Source organism: Paraperibacillus esterisolvens (assembly GCF_046237625.1).
GTDB classification, from domain to species: domain Bacteria; phylum Bacillota; class Bacilli; order Bacillales; family DSM-1321; genus Paraperibacillus; species Paraperibacillus esterisolvens.
Genome location: NZ_CP143545.1, coordinates 2,034,458 through 2,051,539, shown reverse-complemented (window position 1 = coordinate 2,051,539; position 17,082 = coordinate 2,034,458). Strand labels below are relative to the sequence as shown.

18 protein-coding genes and 1 riboswitch are annotated in these 17,082 nt (G+C 43.7%); of the genes, 3 read left to right on the top strand and 15 right to left on the bottom strand.

All coding sequences use genetic code 11. The features are described 5' to 3' along the window. Positions 1-91 precede the first annotated feature (91 nt). The gene (locus V1501_RS10295) at positions 92-1,003 is read left to right on the top strand and encodes a nuclease-related domain-containing protein (protein WP_409293056.1); all 912 of its coding nucleotides are present in this window, start codon (positions 92-94) and stop codon (positions 1,001-1,003) included. A 294-nt stretch (positions 1,004-1,297) separates the two neighbouring features. Here V1501_RS10295 and V1501_RS10290 read toward each other — a convergent pair whose 3' ends face one another. The 6 genes from V1501_RS10290 to V1501_RS10265 all read right to left on the bottom strand — a co-directional run bounded on the left by V1501_RS10290 (position 1,298) and on the right by V1501_RS10265 (position 6,097). Then, positions 1,298-1,432, bottom strand: coding sequence for a hypothetical protein (locus V1501_RS10290; protein WP_409293055.1), 135 nt, complete (start codon positions 1,430-1,432; stop codon positions 1,298-1,300). Positions 1,433-1,450: 18 nt separating this feature from the next. Further along, positions 1,451-1,789 (bottom strand): hypothetical protein, encoded by a 339-nt coding sequence (locus V1501_RS10285; protein WP_409293054.1) that lies wholly within the window; start codon positions 1,787-1,789, stop codon positions 1,451-1,453. 225 nt (positions 1,790-2,014) lie between these two features. Further along, entirely contained in the window at positions 2,015-2,209 is a 195-nt protein-coding gene (locus V1501_RS10280; RefSeq protein WP_409293053.1) for a hypothetical protein, read from the bottom strand. Positions 2,210-2,354: 145 nt separating this feature from the next. After that, positions 2,355-3,344: an L-glyceraldehyde 3-phosphate reductase gene (gene mgrA / locus V1501_RS10275; RefSeq protein ID WP_409293051.1), complete on the bottom strand. Its 990-nt coding sequence runs from the start codon at positions 3,342-3,344 to the stop codon at positions 2,355-2,357. Positions 3,345-3,378: 34 nt separating this feature from the next. Continuing rightward, positions 3,379-4,626, bottom strand: coding sequence for a sugar efflux transporter (locus V1501_RS10270; RefSeq protein ID WP_409293050.1), 1,248 nt, complete (start codon positions 4,624-4,626; stop codon positions 3,379-3,381). A 31-nt stretch (positions 4,627-4,657) separates the two neighbouring features. Then, positions 4,658-6,097 carry a glycoside hydrolase family 1 protein gene (locus V1501_RS10265; protein WP_409293049.1) on the bottom strand — a complete coding sequence of 480 codons (1,440 nt, stop codon included), beginning with the start codon at positions 6,095-6,097 and terminating at the stop codon, positions 4,658-4,660. A gap of 540 nt (positions 6,098-6,637) precedes the next feature. Between V1501_RS10265 and V1501_RS10260 the strand changes: the two genes are divergently transcribed. Then, complete coding sequence (locus V1501_RS10260) at positions 6,638-6,859, top strand: TnsA endonuclease N-terminal domain-containing protein (protein ID WP_409293048.1); 222 nt, start codon at positions 6,638-6,640, stop codon at positions 6,857-6,859. A 142-nt stretch (positions 6,860-7,001) separates the two neighbouring features. Here V1501_RS10260 and V1501_RS10255 read toward each other — a convergent pair whose 3' ends face one another. The 5 genes from V1501_RS10255 to thiT all read right to left on the bottom strand — a co-directional run bounded on the left by V1501_RS10255 (position 7,002) and on the right by thiT (position 12,653). Then, a complete protein-coding gene (locus V1501_RS10255; RefSeq protein WP_409293046.1) occupies positions 7,002-8,378 on the bottom strand; it encodes an esterase-like activity of phytase family protein in 1,377 nt (458 codons plus the stop codon). 518 nt (positions 8,379-8,896) lie between these two features. Next, positions 8,897-9,841, bottom strand: coding sequence for a mannose-6-phosphate isomerase, class I (gene manA / locus V1501_RS10250; protein ID WP_409293044.1), 945 nt, complete (start codon positions 9,839-9,841; stop codon positions 8,897-8,899). 15 nt (positions 9,842-9,856) lie between these two features. Then, positions 9,857-10,726 carry an ROK family protein gene (locus V1501_RS10245; RefSeq protein ID WP_409293042.1) on the bottom strand — a complete coding sequence of 290 codons (870 nt, stop codon included), beginning with the start codon at positions 10,724-10,726 and terminating at the stop codon, positions 9,857-9,859. Positions 10,727-11,432: 706 nt separating this feature from the next. After that, on the bottom strand, positions 11,433-11,903 hold the full coding sequence (locus V1501_RS10240; RefSeq protein WP_409293040.1) for a hypothetical protein: 471 nt from the start codon (positions 11,901-11,903) through the stop codon (positions 11,433-11,435). Between the two features lie 144 nt (positions 11,904-12,047). Continuing rightward, on the bottom strand, positions 12,048-12,653 hold the full coding sequence (thiT, locus tag V1501_RS10235) for an energy-coupled thiamine transporter ThiT (protein WP_409293039.1): 606 nt from the start codon (positions 12,651-12,653) through the stop codon (positions 12,048-12,050). 65 nt (positions 12,654-12,718) lie between these two features. After that, positions 12,719-12,822: riboswitch (TPP riboswitch) on the bottom strand. A gap of 650 nt (positions 12,823-13,472) precedes the next feature. On the opposite strand from thiT, the gene V1501_RS10230 reads away from it, so the two are divergent. Next, the gene (locus tag V1501_RS10230; RefSeq protein ID WP_409293037.1) at positions 13,473-14,303 is read left to right on the top strand and encodes an STAS domain-containing protein; all 831 of its coding nucleotides are present in this window, start codon (positions 13,473-13,475) and stop codon (positions 14,301-14,303) included. A 46-nt stretch (positions 14,304-14,349) separates the two neighbouring features. Here the strand turns inward: V1501_RS10230 and V1501_RS10225 are convergent, their stop codons facing one another. The 4 genes from V1501_RS10225 to dnaN all read right to left on the bottom strand — a co-directional run bounded on the left by V1501_RS10225 (position 14,350) and on the right by dnaN (position 17,048). After that, on the bottom strand, positions 14,350-14,802 hold the full coding sequence (locus V1501_RS10225) for an HIT family protein (protein WP_409293036.1): 453 nt from the start codon (positions 14,800-14,802) through the stop codon (positions 14,350-14,352). Continuing rightward, complete coding sequence (locus V1501_RS10220; protein ID WP_409293034.1) at positions 14,802-15,275, bottom strand: NUDIX domain-containing protein; 474 nt, start codon at positions 15,273-15,275, stop codon at positions 14,802-14,804. The genes V1501_RS10225 and V1501_RS10220 overlap by 1 nt, the downstream gene beginning before the upstream one ends. Positions 15,276-15,624: 349 nt before the next feature. Continuing rightward, positions 15,625-15,897: an acylphosphatase gene (locus V1501_RS10215; RefSeq protein ID WP_409293033.1), complete on the bottom strand. Its 273-nt coding sequence runs from the start codon at positions 15,895-15,897 to the stop codon at positions 15,625-15,627. A gap of 20 nt (positions 15,898-15,917) precedes the next feature. After that, a complete protein-coding gene (gene dnaN / locus V1501_RS10210; RefSeq protein WP_409293031.1) occupies positions 15,918-17,048 on the bottom strand; it encodes a DNA polymerase III subunit beta in 1,131 nt (376 codons plus the stop codon). Positions 17,049-17,082 lie beyond the last annotated feature (34 nt).

Sequence of the window (17,082 nt, the reverse complement as noted above, 5' to 3'; positions counted from 1 at the left end):
ATTACATTTTTCGATATTAATGGGTTAATAAGTACTTTTTTCTTATTTATTTTCTAGTAAATAAGACCTAATAAATATAAGGATGTGAACCATGATCTATAAATTGCGGACAGAGCCGCCTGAACTATCCATATTAAAATCGCTTCAATCACGGACAGCATTAGCCCAAGAGGATATGCAGCTACTACTAAATCTGCAAAAAGGACATGAAGGAGAAATGCATCTCGATTCCTTATTAGAACAGCTGGACCTGGACTGTCTTCTGCTAAATGACCTGAGACTTATGTTCACCAGCACTTCCTTTCAAATTGACTCTTTAATCATCACTTCAGAGAGCATCTTCCTTCTGGAAGCCAAGAATTATGAGGGAGAGTACTATTATGAAGCAGGAAAGCTATACAAACATCCCCGTTACGAAGTCGCAAATCCCCTTCATCAATTACACAGAACTGAAACCCTGATCAGGCAGCTGCTGAAAAAGCTGGGATGCACTATCCCCATATCCTCATCCGTCATCTTCACTCATCCAGAGTTCACCCTGTTTCAAGCTCCCACGAATACACCAATCGTCCTCCCCACAAGCCTTAACCGGTTTATTGTCACCCTGAACAAAATTCCCTCCAGACTTACGGAAAAACATAGACAGATTGCAAAGCAATTAACAGCAATGCATATTAAGGACTATCCCCATAAAGCATTGCCCTCCTACACTTTCGAAGAGATCCGTAAAGGAATCCAATGTGCAGCCTGCAAATCATTCGTGACTATTTCAAATACAAAGGAAGTGATTTGTGAAGCATGCATGTATAAGGAGACAATTAGAGAGTCGGTTTTGCGTATGACACGAGAAATTACACTTCTTTTTCCGGAAAAGAAAATTACCAGTGTTTTGGTTAGTGAGTGGTGTAAGGAACAGCTGCCAATCAGGAAAATCCAAAAGATCCTTGAGCTAAATTACAAGAAGGTTGGCCTAGGCAGAGGCACATATTATGAAAAACAGTAAGGCGCGCTCCTTTATAACAATTTCTCTCTTCAACCGGGCTAATTTTTGTTCTAATTGTTCCTTTACAACCATTTTCCCCTTCATCTCAGACCGTTTTGGTTCTAATTGTTTCTTTACAACTATTTCTCCCTTCATCTCAGCTCGTTTTGGTTCTAATTGTTCTTTTACGACCATTTTTCCCTTCATCCAAGCTTATTTAGGTTCTAATCGGTCCTTTACAACCATTTCTCCCTTTATCCGAGCTTATTTTGGTTCTAATTGTTCTTTTACGACCATTTTTCCCTTCATCCAAGCTTATTTAGGTTCTAATCGGTCCTTTACAACCATATCCCCTTTCATCTTAGCCCGTTTTGGTTCTAATTGTTCCTTTACAACCATTTTCCCCTTCATCTCAGACCGTTTTGGTTCTAATTGTTTCTTTACAACCATTTCTCCCTTCAGCCAGGCTCATTTTGGTTCTAATTGTTCCTTTACAACCATTTCTCCCTCCATCCGGGCTCGTTTTGGTTCTAATTGTTCCTTTACAACTATTTCTCCCTTCATCCGGGTTCGTTTTGGTTCTAATTGATCCTTTACAACCATTTTCCTCTTTATCACAGCCCGTTTTGGTTCTAATTGTTCCTTTACAACCATTTCTCCCTCCATCTCAGCTCGTTTTGGTTCTAACTGTTCCTTTACAACCATTTCCCCTTTCATCTTAGCCCGTTTTGGTTCTAATTGTTTCTTTACAACCATTTCTCCCTTCAGCCGGGCTCGTTTTGGTTCTAATTGTTCTTTTACGACCATTTTTCCCTTCATCCAGGCTGATTTTGGTTCTAATTATTCCTTTATAATTATTTCCCCCTAAATCCATCCCCGCTTTTGTTTCCATGTGTTCATTTACGAGCAATGCCATCTTTATATGTTCACTAGAAACCCTCAGGACCAAGCTTTCACACCCTCCCTCATTACCATCAATAAAAAAAAGCTGCCCACCCGGCAGCCATCCGATGACAACAATTAATCAATCATTCATTCCTTAATCTCTTCCTCCCTGAACAGCCGATCCAAACTTTTGTTGAGGACAGTTTCTTTGTCTTCGCCGATACTGACGGCTAGTTTTTTTCCTTTCCAGAGTTTGGTGCCGCATGTGATGGTGCCTGGTTCCTGGACGGCGAAGTAGACTTCGATGAACGATTTGCGATGAAGGAGAAGGGTGAATTTCAATGGAGCGGGCCTCCTTTAGGCTGGATGCAGAAAGCTAGATCAGCAGTGAAATGTCGGGCAATTTCTAAAGTATATGTAACCGGCTCTAAAAAAAATCAAAAAAAACCAGCGGGGTACTGCACTCTCCCCGGCCGGTCACATCCATTTATTTTAAGATGTCATCTATCATCTTCAATTCTTCATCGGTAAATTCAAGGTTATTCAAGGCGCCGACGTTGTCTTCAATCTGGCTGACTTTGCTGGCGCCAATGAGTGCAGATGTTACCCGTCCGCCCCTGAGAACCCAGGAGAGTGCCATTTGGGGCAGGCTCTGCCCGCGTTCTGCCGCCAGATCACCAAGCTTCCGCACCCGGCTGATGACTTCCTGGGTTACTCTTTCTTCGGAAAGAGCTCCCGTGGATTTAGCTGCTCTGGAGTCTTCCGGGATACCCGAGAGATATTTCGGGGTCAATAATCCCTGCTCGAGCGGACAGAAGGCAATGGATCCGACGCCATTTTCGTCCAGCACATCCTGCAGGCCGTCTTCGATCCATCTGTTCAGCATGGAGTAGATCGGCTGATGAATCAACAGCGGAGTGCCTAAGGAGTTTAAGATCCTGACGGCTTCCTCGGTCTGCTCTGCTGTATAGCTCGAGATGCCGATGTATAACGCTTTTCCCTGCCGGACGATCGAGTCGAGGGCTGCCATCGTCTCTTCCATTGGTGTATCGGGATCAGGGCGGTGGGAGTAAAAGATGTCTACATATTCAAGGCCCATCCGTTTCAGGCTCTGATCCAGACTCGCGGTCAGGTATTTCCTGGAGCCCCACTCCCCGTATGGACCCGGCCACATATAATAGCCGGCCTTGGATGAAATGATCATTTCATCCCGGTAGGGGGAAAAATCAGTTTTCAGCATCCTACCGAACATTTCTTCAGCTGAACCGGCAGGCGGTCCATAGTTATTGGCCAGATCAAAATGGGTGATTCCAAGGTCGAATGCCCTCCGGAGCATGGCACATCCATTTTCATAGGAATCTACTCCGCCGAAGTTATGCCAGAGTCCGAGAGAAATAGCGGGCAGCTTAAGTCCTGATTTTCCTGTGCGGTTGTATTTCATTGTCTCATAGCGCGTGTTTTCCGCCGCATATACCATTTCTTATAACTTTCTTTCATGATTTAGTCTGCCTTTACATCGGCAGATTGTTCCGCCCTGTGTCCAGTACCTTCTGCCTGCCGAATAAGAACAGGAAGAGAACACCTGCAGCCGCAAGGATGGTATAGATAATGATAAGCTGGCCATAGCTGATGACCTCTGAGATGAAACCAAATAAAAGATAGCCGGCTGTTGAGCCAATCTGGGTCGTATTCATGTACAGAGTGGTGGCTGTTCCGGGCGCATCCGGCATGAAATCCTGAAAATAGGAAATGGCAATGCCGGCGGTTATTGAAACCTGCGCTGCACTGATGACTTGCAGCGGGTAAATATGCCAGGGTTCAGTTACAAACACAAATAAGAAAAAGTAGACAAATGCCAGGGTAAAGCCGATTCTGATTAAAATGGCCACATCCATCTTGGTGGCAAGCATCCCGACAATGATCATCATGGGCACTTCAAATACCGGAGCTACGCTGAATATGATTCCAACCTGTATTTCCGTGCCGTCCAGCACCTTTGTTACAAACTGGGGCACATTCAGCATATGAATGGAAAAGGCTGTCGACAGCAGGAAAGCGGCTGCCAGATTGCCGAAAATATGCGGCTTTACAAGAAATTTTTTCACTTCGATCGGTCCCTGTTCCACCTTGCCAGAGCTGTCGATATCCTTCAGCAGGAATATGATGGCCGCCAGTGCCAGAATGTAGCCGCCTGCAACAGACAGAAACAGCCCCTGAAATCCTGTAATATGCAGAAGCCAGGCTCCAAAAGCAGGGCCGACTGTCCAGGCGAGTGCAAAGAACATACGGAATATGTTCATGACAAGCGGTGTATCTTCCTGTCTGATTCCGTTCTTTCGCAGCACGTCGCGCGCATAGGCCCATAGCTGCGGCAGGGCTGCACTTGAAGTTCCAAGCACAAAAAAGCCGGCCAGGGTCAATGCCCAATAATTCCTTAAATAGGCGTATAAAATATATCCGATGATCCCGGCTGCGGCTGATAGAATTAAGATCCTTTTCCTGCTGAGGTTTGTGTCGGACTTTTTGGCAATGAAGCTGCTGATGACCACGCCTCCAATAGCCGTGATGGTCATGAAGATACCGAATGCACCATTGCTCATGCCTGCCTCATCGATACCGAAAATGGATGAGAAGGGTGCAAAAAAAGACATCGTTAGACCAAATATCGTGTTAAGTAAAAAAAGGACTGGAAAGGAAGGAATTTTCCATACAAACATGACTCGTTCTAAGAGTATGGCAAGCGGGCGGGTTTTCATCATGCATCAGTCCTAACCTGTAAAATCTTCAAGCTTATAGGGTCTCCCCATTCGATTCGATGACCTGCTTATACCAATGGAAGCTTTTTTTCTTGATCCGGCGGAGGTCATGGTCTCCTTCTTCATGCTGATTCACATATACAAATCCATAGCGTTTTTGGAATCCATTGAGCCAGCTGAGGAGATCTGTAAAGGACCAGACACAATAACCCATGAGCTCCACCCCGTCAGAAACAGCTGCATGCATGGCCTTGATATGGGACCTGATATACTCAATTCTGTAATCGTCATGAATTTCGCCGTTTTCTTCGACCTTGTCATATTCCCCGAGGCCATTTTCGCTGATTAGGATCGGAAGGGCATAGCGGTCTGTAATTCTCCGCAGCGCAATCCTCAGGCCATCGGGATCAATATTCCAATCCCAGTTGGTCTTTTCTAGATTCGGATTGGATACCGTTTTAAACACACCGGGAATCCCGCTGTCACTCGAGGTTCCTTTTTTACCGGTGGTATTCATTTCACCGGCACCGACTCCGCCTTGGAGGGGATTTTTTTCAAAGGTGGTTGATTGGTAATAATTCAGCCCCATGAAATCCGGCTTCCCCTCTTTCAAAAGTTCAAAGTCGCCCTCCTGGATTTCGGGAGCGAGGCCATTCATTTCAAGATAGGACCAGGCAGCCTGCGGATATCTGCCCCATGCATAAATATCCATCCACCAGTGGCTGTTTAGTTCTTCAGCATTTTCCGCGGCCAGGATATCCTGCGGGTCGGAAGTGAGCGCATAGGCGGGTGAGTAGGCAAAGCTCGGGCCTATTTTCCCTTGCGGCACATGCTTCCTGAATGCTTTGATGACGCTTGCATTTGCCAGATTTGCATGATGATTCACCTGGTAAAACAGCTTTTCATCCTTAACCCCTGGCGGGTGGGCAGCCATCCGGTACCCAAGCATGGTGAATATATTCTGTTCATTCAAGCTGACCCAATACTTGACACGATCACCGAATTGTTTGAATAATTCCACACTGTAGCTGGTGAAATCCTCAACAATTTCCCTCGATTCCCAGCCGCCGTATTCATCCTGCAGGGCCTGAGGCAGATCCCAATGATACAGCGTCAGGATCGGCTCAATGTCATTCGCTTTCAGTTCATCGATCAGATTGCTGTAAAATTCAATACCTTTTTCGTTTAATTCGCCTTTTCCGTTAGGAAATATGCGGGTCCAGGCAACGGAAAAACGATATGCCTTCATTCCCATATCAGCCATGAGCCGTACGTCTTCCTTATATCGGTGATAGTGGTCCACGGCTATATCGCCTGTTGTGCCTTTGAAAGTCTTGCCGGGGATCCTTACAAATTCATCCCAGTTCGAGACCCCCTTGCCATCTTTATCCCAGGCTCCCTCAACCTGATAAGCTGCAGAAGCTGCTCCCCACAAAAAATGTGGTGGGAATGGCTTTAATTTAGAATGGATCATGGTTAAATCTCCTTTTCCATAGAATGAAAAAAATGTCAGCCTCTTGATTAATTATATACTTTCAGAAAATTTTGTATAATGTTCTGCCTGCTACACGATGAACGGAGATTAGATGGTCTAATCTCCATAGCCGAACACTTCTACTCACTCCCTCTTCCTTGGCATATGCGTGACCATTCCTGGCATCTGCCCGCCTGGGACCCGCTCATGCAGGGATTTAACCGCCATCGCGTGGACATAAAGGCATTATGTGTCACCTGATAGCGAAGTGCTTCCTCATTTCCGGCAACCTCCAGGGATCATCAATGGAAAGGAAACTGAAAGAAGGTCTTGGACAGGGTACAGGTATTGATTATAAGCTATGGATTAAGATCCTAGAGGTTCCATCATTGGATCGTTCAACGAAATTGAAAGGTATAAAATCCCGAGACAACATGAATTTCTTTCAAATTTAGAAAGAAACTACTACTACTATTTGTTGAATACCCCGACTCAGTTGTAGACATTAGAGATCAGTTTCCGTTATTACAGAAGAAACAATTGTTATCAGATGAACTAGGAATAAAACACCCTGCTAATCTAAAAACTAGTGAACGAGCTGAGATGACTACAGATTTTTTAGTCACAATTAATATTAGTGGTGAAATACAACATTTCACCAGAACTTTGAAATTTAAAAATGAGTTAGTGGATAAACGTGTTCTAGAGAAATTCGAAATTGCACGGTTTTATTGGAAAAGACATGATATTTGGAATCAGTAACGGAATTAGAAATACCAAAGACAATGGCTTATAATATCGCTTTTGTACGTATGCCATCCGATGAGTCTATCAAACTGAGATCAAGTTCTAGATCTTAAAATTAAGCAGCGAAGACTATAGCTTCACTGCTTTATTTACTTCTTTATTTCAGTAACTTAGTAAGCTCTGGAATTGTGAAGAGCCATACCACATTTTTTCGTTCAGTAGGTGAATTAGTAGAAAATTTCACATTAGTTGGTATTTCTTTTGAATCTAAAGTCCATTTCTTTGTTAAAGATTCATAGCTTAAGTCAGTAATCTTTTCACCGTTATCCGTTGAGACTGCGACACCAAAGTCGTTGTCATTTACGATGGCTAAGGTTTTACGATCAGGAAGTAATGTTAAGCCCTCAGCTTTTTCCATATCCCACCCGTGCTCGCGGAGATTAAGAATTTCCTTCGTAGAGGGCATTTGAATGTTAAGCTTTTTCAATTCTGCAGGATCGCTAATTGTTTCAAGCTCTTTTCCATTAACTTTTTTATTGGTTAGGTCTGTTGCTTTTGTAAGATCGACAAGGTTAATAACGTTTCTCATCTCGCCATTAATATCCTTGCCTTGCTCAATAACTAGAAGCTGCTTATCACTTACTGCAAAAATGTCACCAATTTTTAAGTCCATAGCTTTTTTAAATTTTGACATATTGACTGGGTAAGCATACATTTTTGTTTTGTTACTCTTTGGATCAAAAACAACAATACGTGTAAATAGGGCATTGTTTGTCTCTCCGTTAATATCTAAAATACTTTGTACGGAAGAAAAAACCTTTCCGCTAGGGCTAATACTTAATCCCTCCATGCCACGGTTTGGAATTCGATATTTCAAGATTTCTGGTAGACCGTTACCTGGTTGAAGTTTTTGTACTAACTGACCATTATTTGTAAATTTCGCGATGAATGGACCGTATTCATCAGAAATCCAGAAATTTCCTTGTTTATCTACAGAAATTCCTTCTGGGTCCATACCGTCAGGATCATAGTTTAGTTTTTCCATTGTTGGTAAAAGTGGAATTTCTAGAGAAGAACCTGTTTTACCAGGAGCAATTGGTAGTCCTGTAATATAAGAGTTATTTTTATTTTTTAATTTAATACTTTCATTAATTTGTGCTTTACCTTTTTTTATCTTTAAAATCCCAATTTGCGGTTTGAATGTTGGTGATAGAAAATACTTACTTGCTGATGTTTGTCCATTTTCTAAGAAGGTTGGTGCATCGCCGTTTGGACCACGGTCTGTCAGGGCATAAAATTCAAATTCCCCGGTTTTCTTGTCGTATGATTTGAAGGCTAGTGCAGAGCCAAAGCCTCCAACAAATCCATAAGGAAATACGTCAGAAACTGAATCATGTGCAGGTGCGTAAAAATGAGAATTGACGCTAACTGAATATTTTTTCACATCAATATTAGATTTAGCTGAGGATGCTCCCGCTAAAAGTGAGCTTGCTAATAATGTTGTACAGAGTGATATTGAAAAAATGCGTTTCATTATAGGCCCCCTATAGTTGTATTAACTGTTACTATAGCATCATAAAATGATTGAAATATTAATTTTTTGTAAAAATAGGATAAATATAATTTATTTTTAATCGTGTTATGAACATATAAGTTAAAGCAATGAATTAAATAGATTAAGACCAGTGTTTTTGATTACAGTGACTGACCCCCAACACAGTCAAGTATTGCCGCACTGGGGGTCAACACTATCAACCCGACCGATTGTAATATTTTCATTCTTTCTTAGCTGATATAAAAAGCTTCTATTCATCACGACCTTTTTGAATAGCGTAAAAAGAAAAACTTAATTTTTTATCACCTGAACAGTACGGATACATTCATTCGTGTGGTCATTTAGAGGTCTTATATATAAAAAAGTACACCACTATTTACAAGTGATGTACTTGATTTTTATTTAATGTCTGACATTAAAGACAATCATCTACTTTGCCATAAAAAGGTACATTCACTTGTCCTTATTACAGAATACTTGCACTTTTCCTGTCATATTTAAGGGTGTGATACAATCAGCCGGCAATCGCCTTCAATCGTCAGTTCTTTTATGCCGATTGGAACGATAAAGTGCTGCCCCTTATTAAGTTTATAGACTTCGCCATCAGCACCCAAGGTTCCGGAACCTTCTATGACACTGGCAAGCAAATAGGTTTCTGGATAAGATAAAGAAGCTTTTCCTTTTACATCCCATTCAGAAACGGAGAAAAACTCTGATTGGATAAAGGAAGTGATTTCCGCGCCTGGCACTGATTCAGACTGATTAGTATTCCTGCAATCTTCGTGGGGTATGGTAGTTACATCAATCGCTTTGTCCAAATGCAATTCCCGAAGATTTCCTTTGTCGTCCCTCCGGTTGTAATCAAACACACGGTATGTGGTATCAGAGCTCTGCTGGATTTCCAGGACAAGTGTTCCCTCTAGCAATGCATGGATGGTACCGCTTGGAACATAAAAAAAGTCTCCCGGCTTGATCTTTACTCTGCGGAGTAATTCGTCCCACTTTCCCTCCTCAATTTTTTTCTCAAGCTCTTCCCTGGTGGAGGCTGTGTGGCCGAAAATCATGTCTGCATCTTCTTTACAGTCCACAATATACCAGCATTCTGTCTTGCCTAATTCTCCTTTTTCATGCTGGGCTGCATATGTATCATCTGGATGAACCTGTACCGAGAGATCCATGGCGGCATCCAGGATCTTGGTGAGCAGCGGAAACACTTCTTTGGTTGGGTTCCCAAAAAGACCGGGCTCCGCCTTCCAAAGTCCGTTCAGGGACATTCCTGCATGCGGGCCATTTTCAACAAAGGACGGCCCATTCGGATGAGCTGAAATGGCCCAGCATTCCCCTGTCTTCTCTGAAGGGATGGAGTAACCAAATTTGTCTCTCAATGCCGTTCCGCCCCAGATTCTTTCCTGGAAAACCGGCTTTAAAAATAATGGCTGCACACTATATCCTCCTGCTTATCGATTTTCATTCATGAGCGCTTCTTTCGCGAGAAGCAAGGAACCTGTTATTCCTGCGAGATCTTGCAAACCCGGGCTGACAATATACTCGGAAAGCTCAGGAAGCTCGACATAATCATTAACCAGCGCTTCCAGGTTTTTATAGATTGAGCTGAAAATCTGCTGTTGGTTCATGACTCCGCCGCCCATAATGATCCGTTTTGGCGAGAGAATCAAAATGTACTGCATCAGTGCCTGCGCCAGATAATAGCCCTCCATCTCCCATACCTCTTTACGTTCCACAAGATCAAAGCCCTTGGCGCCCCACCGGGCTTCAATGGCCGGTCCTGCAGCAAGCCCCTCCAGACAGTCTTTATGGAAAGGACATTTACCTGCAAAGGTATCCTGTGGATGGCGGCGGACAAGGATATGACCCATTTCCGGGTGGCTCAGTCCCTGGACCAGCTTTCCCTGGACCACTGCTCCGGCTCCGATTCCTGTGCCGACTGTAATATAAAGGCAGCTGTCCAGTCCCTTGGCCGCGCCATAAACCGCTTCCCCAAGCGCAGCTGCATTCACATCCGTATTGAATCCTACAGGTACCGAAAAAGCATCCTGGATTGTACCAAGAAGCGGATAATCGCTCCATCCCAGCTTTGGTGTGGAGGTTATATTCCCGTATGACGCACTCTCCCTATTGATATCGATTGGTCCGAAAGAGCCAATCCCGATTGCCTCAATCTGATGCTCTTTGAAAAACTGGATCACTCCCGGCATCGTTTCCGCCGGCACGGTGGTCGGTATCTGGACTTTATCCAGTACCTTTCCCGATTCATCTCCTACCGCACAGACAAATTTTGTTCCGCCTGCCTCTATTGCTCCTAACATAAAAGACTCCCCCTATTACCTGAGATTTACGGTCGTTACCTCAAACTTATCATTCGGATGCCTGGAAAACGAAAACGAATATTCATCCGGAATCGGCTGGTTTATGAAAAATATCCTTTCTTTATTCTTTTTCTGATCTCAACGGAGATCGCTTCATACTTGTTCATAGAAGCAGCACCTTAAAAAATAACTACCTAAATTAAAATAGAATATTGACTTGAAATACAGTTAGACTGTAAAAAGCGTTATCAAAACAGAAGAAAGCCTTTATACCCCTCAACTATGTAAAAATAATGCTTCATCAACGACCGATGCAGCTTGCTGCTCCATTTTTTTTACCCCTAAACTTGTTTAATCCCGGAACTGGACGCAAGGAATATCTATTTCACTTAAATGAACCTTTGCTTTTTATAAAAGCGTTTTCAAATCTCTTTATCATTATTATAAATCTTTATATATAAATGTATAGGTATCTAACTTTGTAAATTAATAGGCTGGCAGGTTCAGTATTTTAGTTATAGGCTGCCCGTTCCTGTATCTGCACTTCCCGAAGGTTGTTGAGAAGGCCGGGAAGGTTATCGGCAGGTAAAGGGCTTTTAGAGGGATGAAGGACTTTTTAGTCCCACTTGCGAATGTGAAAAGTCCTTCATCTGGAAGATGAAGGACTTTTCGTAGCCTATGCGAATCCAATCTGCCGTTCTTTACCTCAGAAACATTGAAAAGAACGGATTCGTCTCAGGTTGGTACCGTAGTATACCCATCCAAAGCCTCTCCAGCGGAAGCCGGCAATAGATGTTCTTCCTACGAACGTTGGATAAAACCAAAAGCTGCTGCCGTTATTCAGCCAGACATAGGTGTTGCGGTACAGGCACCTTCTGATGCCGCCCGGATCTACTGCAAAGGCTTGTGCTGTTGGCTGCTGAGGGGTGAAAGCCGGCGGCGGCGGCAATTGTACTGTCTGCTGCTGTCCGCCTCCACCCTGGTAACCGGGGAAGCCGCCAGGCTGTCCGCCCGGATAGCCGCCTGGGGTCCCGCCGGGAAATCCCCCTGGAAATCCGCCGGGAAAGCTGCCGGGAATCTGCTGTCTTATTGTTTCATCATAATAGTCATATCCGTCATAGTCATAGTCATAATTATAATAATCATCATAATAAGCGTAATAAGGTTCATAATACATGTGCATCCAGTCCTTTCTTCATCAACTCCCTCTAAACTATGACAGACGCTCAGTATAGGTGCCTGTTCTGTATCCCGGAATATAAGTCAGACAGAGATATTTTCCACATAAAAAAAGGAGGGATATCCCCTCCTTTTCTATGCTTTAAACAGCTTTTCTGCTTACTTTATTCGAACCTGTCTGTTTTTGCTTGATGATGCGCGGCGCACTGCCAATGAGCAGGTTCAGGACAAGTGCGCAGAGTACCGCAGATCCGATCATGGTTCCGCCGTTAACGATAAGAGAATACAAGACTGGTGACATCCCATCTGGTGCATATATGCCCCAGAATATGATGCCGGCGAGGAAATGCCAGAAATATCTGGCCAGGCTGCCTGCCAGGACAGCCAGTGAAATAAACAGCAAAGCTCTTTTTTTGCTGCCGCCATGGAGCGCCTTTTGGATCGGCCCATAAAACAGGCCGGCGAATCCTATGAAGGAGAAAGCAATAAAGTACTCAATGAAGCCCTGCAGCGGTGAAAGGATATCGTCGGCATCACCCAGGACAATTTGCAGGAGTCCCCATAAAAAACCGGCAGCAACGCTTGCTTTAAAGCCCCAGCGGAATGCCACGATGAATATCGGAACCATGGCAATTGCAATTGAAATCCATGGACCCAGTTTGATGGATGGCAGCATATCCAGTACAAAAGCAAATCCAGCAAAAAATGCAGCCTCGATCATGGTGTTTAACTTTAATTTTTTCCCCATAAAAAAATCCCCCTCTTCATTCCATAACGAAACAAAAGGGAGACCTGTAATCAGAAAGGTCTTCTTCACGTGTTCATACACATCCCTGCGCTAGAATTATCTAACAGGTTCGAAGGGTCAGAATAGCAGGCTATTCACTCTCAGCTTAAACGCTCCCCTTGTGTTCCGTTTATTCAATTTTCTGTTTCATTGTACCACAGCCCAAAAGCTTTTTAAATATCCTGATACATCATTTTACAAACCACTTTATTTATGGCTGTTTTCGCATATATTGCGGCTGTTGAATTAAAAAGTAGATTTCCGCACTGCACTCGCTTTCCGCGGGGCGGGCGGTGAGCCTCCCCGGTTTTGCCTGGGAGGCTCACCTGTCCCGCTGCTTCCTTATAAAAAACGGAAAGCGGTGCCTGCCAAATAATACTTATGTATAACTCAATGTTCAGGTAACTGGTCTAAAGCAGATAAAGCAGCTTTCCCAAAAGAAAATCAATAATAGTTTGGGGACTGGGAATAAATCCGGTCCCTTTTTTTGTTTCTTTGGGCACATTTACAAAGGCGGCTCAATATGATGATGGGGAAAATGAATGAGGAGGCTTGCAGATGGCCGTTTCAACTTCATCCTATATCCGCTGTGTAAAGTGTATGAAGGTGTACTCTTCAGAATATTTTTTGAGGAGAGTATATGTTTGCCGATACTGCCGAAATGAAAAAGCAAACGATAATATGGAATTTACATTAAAAACAGGAATTTAGAAAAAAGGAATTTCTCCTTATATGTCGAAATATTATATGTTGCATATAATTGAGAGGGGAGAATTTCCTATGAGTATTGTTTTAAACGAGCAGGAAGATTTAACTAAGTTCATACGCGAAAACAATGCTGACTTCGAAAAAAAATTACTGACAGAGGCTGTCAATGTTGCGACTAAAATAAGGGATATACTTAATAAAGGAAATATCGACCTGCTGAAAAATGCGCAAAGGCTAGTCATTTACATCGTCGAACAAAAGGACGAAGAGCTGATCCGGTTTGCGGAACAAGAAGGTGCCGCCTGGGCGGAACATTCTCTGACTTTGGCATTCAAGCTCGAATGGGTGCAGGCGATCCGCAGGACCCTTTGGCATTTTCTGCATCAATATGAAAAAACCATTTTAAGAGATATTGAAATTGAGGATTTCTTTGCTCTTGAGAAGAGTGTCAATGACAGTATCGATCAATTCCTTAATACGTTTATGATCAACTATTCCAATTACAGGGATGAATTGCTGACCTCCCAGAGAAAGCTCGTGGAAGGCCTTTCTGTTCCCATCATTCCCATCAGCTCCTCTGTTGCTGTTCTTCCACTGATTGGGATGATGGATACCTATCGGATGAATATTATAGAAGAAAAGGTTCTTACCGAGATCTTCAACCTGAAACTTCAAAAGCTGATCCTCGATCTATCCGGAATCGCCACCATGGAACAAAATGAGATTATCCACCTTCAGAAAATCATTACCGGAATCCAGATGATGGGTTGTGATGCTGTCATTTCAGGGCTGCGTGCAGAGCTTGTCCGCAGGATGATCCATAGCGGCGTGAGCTTAGAGAATCTGGCTGAAACGAAAGGGACCCTTCAGCAGACCCTTAAGCAGTATGTTTCTTTTGAATAATTTTTTTGAGTTGGCTCCCTGGCGGCAGGGAGCTTTTTATAGTCTTTCATCCCTTTAAGCGGGAGATGATTTTCTTTAATTTCTCCTGGGTCAGAGAAAGTGTATTCTTTAAATGATGATTTTCCCACTCGGATTCTGAATAAAAGGAAGCAAAGTCCTCCCCATCATAACGGGGTACAATATGCATATGAAAATGAGTAAGCTCATCAAATGTACCGCCATTCTGGCAGATACTTATTCCGTCAGGACGAGACAGCTGCTTCACAGCCTTTGATAGGATAGAAGCTGCTTGCATAAGCGCTGACTGTGTTTCTTCATCCATGTCCTCTATGTACCTTGCATGTTCCTTCGGCATGATCAGCACATGTCCCTCATTCCATGGATCATGATCTAAAAAGCCGTTCACCCAGTAGTCTTCATATACAGAAAATATATGTTCTTTCCCATTTGCCAGCCTGCAGCCAAAGCAATCCATTTCCGTTACCCCCCGTTTGTTCATTATATGTATTCTTCCAATGCATTCTCCTCGATAAGCGGAAGTGTCTTCCGGCCGCTGGCAAAATCAAGGATATGATCTGCTAAGTTCGGATATAAGATGATACCGGTTAAATCGGATAGAGCTACCCACTTTACGCCTGTCTGATTGGCATCCGGCCGGTCCGGCATCCTGGCTGCAGATCCAGGAGCAAGTTCACATTCGAACATGAGGCCCAGTGAATGGGTATTGCCGAACCGATAGCCGCACTCATGAGGGGCATATTCATAAATAAACGCCAGTTCCCCAACCCCCACATCGACACATGCCTCCTCCATGGCTTCCCTGCGGACAGCTTCGCGGATGCTCTCGCCCGGTTCTGCTCCTCCTGCAGGAAGATTGTAATGAAGCCCATTTTCATCTCTAAATTCTATTAAAAGTATTTTTTCCTCCTTTATGATCAATGCTCCGGCGCGGACACGGATATGAAAACTCATGGGGCACCCCTCTCTTTAATATGCGGAATTGAGAATCTATCCATTTTTTCCCTATCTGAATGATACGAGTTATTATAATGCAGGGGCAAAGCTGGGAGGAAGGTGTTTTTCAAATTTCCCCAAGAAAAAAAAGTAAAGAGAGATTCCTGAAAGTTTGTCAGCTGTCCAGGCTTATACCGGCATAATGATAATGATTAGGCGGCGGAGCGGAATAATGCGCATGCAGGAATGCCACCACAATAAAAGATTTTCACACCTAGCTTCTGGAAGCCTTTTGATACATGCTGCACCGCCCCTTTTTTGCAGAATATAAATAAGCAGACTGCACATGGTACAGCCTGCCTGCTTTTTAGCCTTTTACAGTGAATTTTGTCAAAGACTCTGCGGCCTGGATTTCTTCCCACTTTACTGAATCCACTTTTGAAAAAGGACTTCCTTTTTCTATCCGTGACTGAAAAGCGGAAAGATCCTCTTGTTTCCCCTGTGCCATAATTTCAACAGAGCCATCATCATTATTTTTTACCCAGCCTTTAATTCCACGCTCCATCGCTTCCATTTGGGTGAAATAGCGGAAACCGACTCCCTGTACCCTTCCTTTAACAATAAGATGAAGCTGTTTCATTACAACATCCCCTTTTTTTATTAAAATGAACGCACAGGCGAAATCAAATGGAGATGCTCCCTGCCTCCAGCGGGATGTATCAGAACCGGACGCATGGTGCCATCGAATTTTAATACAACTTCCTCATCAGACATGGACTTAAGGGCATCTGATAAAAAATGTCCGTCGAGCATGACTGAAAACTCGCCATCTCCTTGTAACTCCTCGACTTTTTGAAATTCTTCAATTTTACCCATTTCATTTGAGGTGGTGGCAATCCTGAAGGAAATCCTATTTTCCAGGTTCAGGTGGATATTATGGTTTTTCCATTGGCTTGCAAAAAGTCCGGCCCTCTCGATTCCTTCAAGCAGCTTCCTGCGGTCGAGAGTGACAGCCGATTTGAACTGTCCGGAAGAAAGGCCCGAGATTTTGGGATAATTTCCTTCGATCAGCCGGGAATAGAGAGATGTTCCGTTGAACGAGAAAATAGCATAAGCCTCGCTGATGGTAATCTGGACTGTACCTCCTCCATGGTTCAGCAGCCTCGCCAGCTCATTCAGGCTTATGCTGGGAATGATGACTGACGTCTTTAGAGATCCAGAAAATTCTAGCTTCTTCCTGGCCAGACGGTGGGAATCAGTGGCCGCACAATCTATGAAGTTTTCCTGGAACTCCATAAAAACACCGGTGAGGACCGGACGTGACTGATTTTTTGAAACCGCAAAAGCGGTTCCCTTGATCAGTTCAAGAAGCTGCCCTGCCTCAATCTCAGCCTGGAAAGTTCCCTCAACAGACGGAAGAGCCGGATACTCCCCCGGATCCATGCCGCTTATCACTGTATGAATTCCTTCGGACCTGACTTCGGCGAGATGATTTCCACTGCAGGAAAAGCTTATGTCACCCGGCAGTTTCCTCACTATATTATGGAATAGCTGAGCTGGCAGGACCACAGTTCCCGCCTGCTCTATTTGTGCTGTTCCTTCCCCCCTGGCATCTGCGCTAATAAATCTTTCGATGATAAAATCCGAATTGCTTGCTGTCAGGAAAAGCCCCGTTCTTCCTGCAGCTATTTTAATTCCTGCCATGATCGGAAAAGCATTCCTTGAAGATACAGCCCTCACCACATCTCCCAGGGCAGACTGAAGATGGGTACTGGATATGGTAAATTTCAAAATGACACCTCTAAATTCTTAAAAAAATGGATCT

Coding starts and splice junctions, on each gene's coding strand:
- V1501_RS10295 (WP_409293056.1), top strand. CDS start 92: ATGATCTATAAATTGCGGACAGAGCCGCCTGAACTATCCATATTAAAA.
- V1501_RS10290 (WP_409293055.1), bottom strand. CDS start 1,432: ATGGTTGTAAAGAAACAATTAGAACCAAAACGGTCTGAGATGAAGGGG.
- V1501_RS10285 (WP_409293054.1), bottom strand. CDS start 1,789: ATGGTCGTAAAAGAACAATTAGAACCAAAACGAGCCCGGCTGAAGGGA.
- mgrA (WP_409293051.1), bottom strand. CDS start 3,344: ATGGTATATGCGGCGGAAAACACGCGCTATGAGACAATGAAATACAAC.
- V1501_RS10270 (WP_409293050.1), bottom strand. CDS start 4,626: ATGATGAAAACCCGCCCGCTTGCCATACTCTTAGAACGAGTCATGTTT.
- V1501_RS10265 (WP_409293049.1), bottom strand. CDS start 6,097: ATGATCCATTCTAAATTAAAGCCATTCCCACCACATTTTTTGTGGGGA.
- V1501_RS10255 (WP_409293046.1), bottom strand. CDS start 8,378: ATGAAACGCATTTTTTCAATATCACTCTGTACAACATTATTAGCAAGC.
- V1501_RS10245 (WP_409293042.1), bottom strand. CDS start 10,726: ATGTTAGGAGCAATAGAGGCAGGCGGAACAAAATTTGTCTGTGCGGTA.
- V1501_RS10240 (WP_409293040.1), bottom strand. CDS start 11,903: ATGTATTATGAACCTTATTACGCTTATTATGATGATTATTATAATTAT.
- thiT (WP_409293039.1), bottom strand. CDS start 12,653: ATGGGGAAAAAATTAAAGTTAAACACCATGATCGAGGCTGCATTTTTT.
- V1501_RS10230 (WP_409293037.1), top strand. CDS start 13,473: ATGAGTATTGTTTTAAACGAGCAGGAAGATTTAACTAAGTTCATACGC.
- V1501_RS10225 (WP_409293036.1), bottom strand. CDS start 14,802: ATGAACAAACGGGGGGTAACGGAAATGGATTGCTTTGGCTGCAGGCTG.
- V1501_RS10220 (WP_409293034.1), bottom strand. CDS start 15,275: ATGAGTTTTCATATCCGTGTCCGCGCCGGAGCATTGATCATAAAGGAG.
- V1501_RS10215 (WP_409293033.1), bottom strand. CDS start 15,897: ATGAAACAGCTTCATCTTATTGTTAAAGGAAGGGTACAGGGAGTCGGT.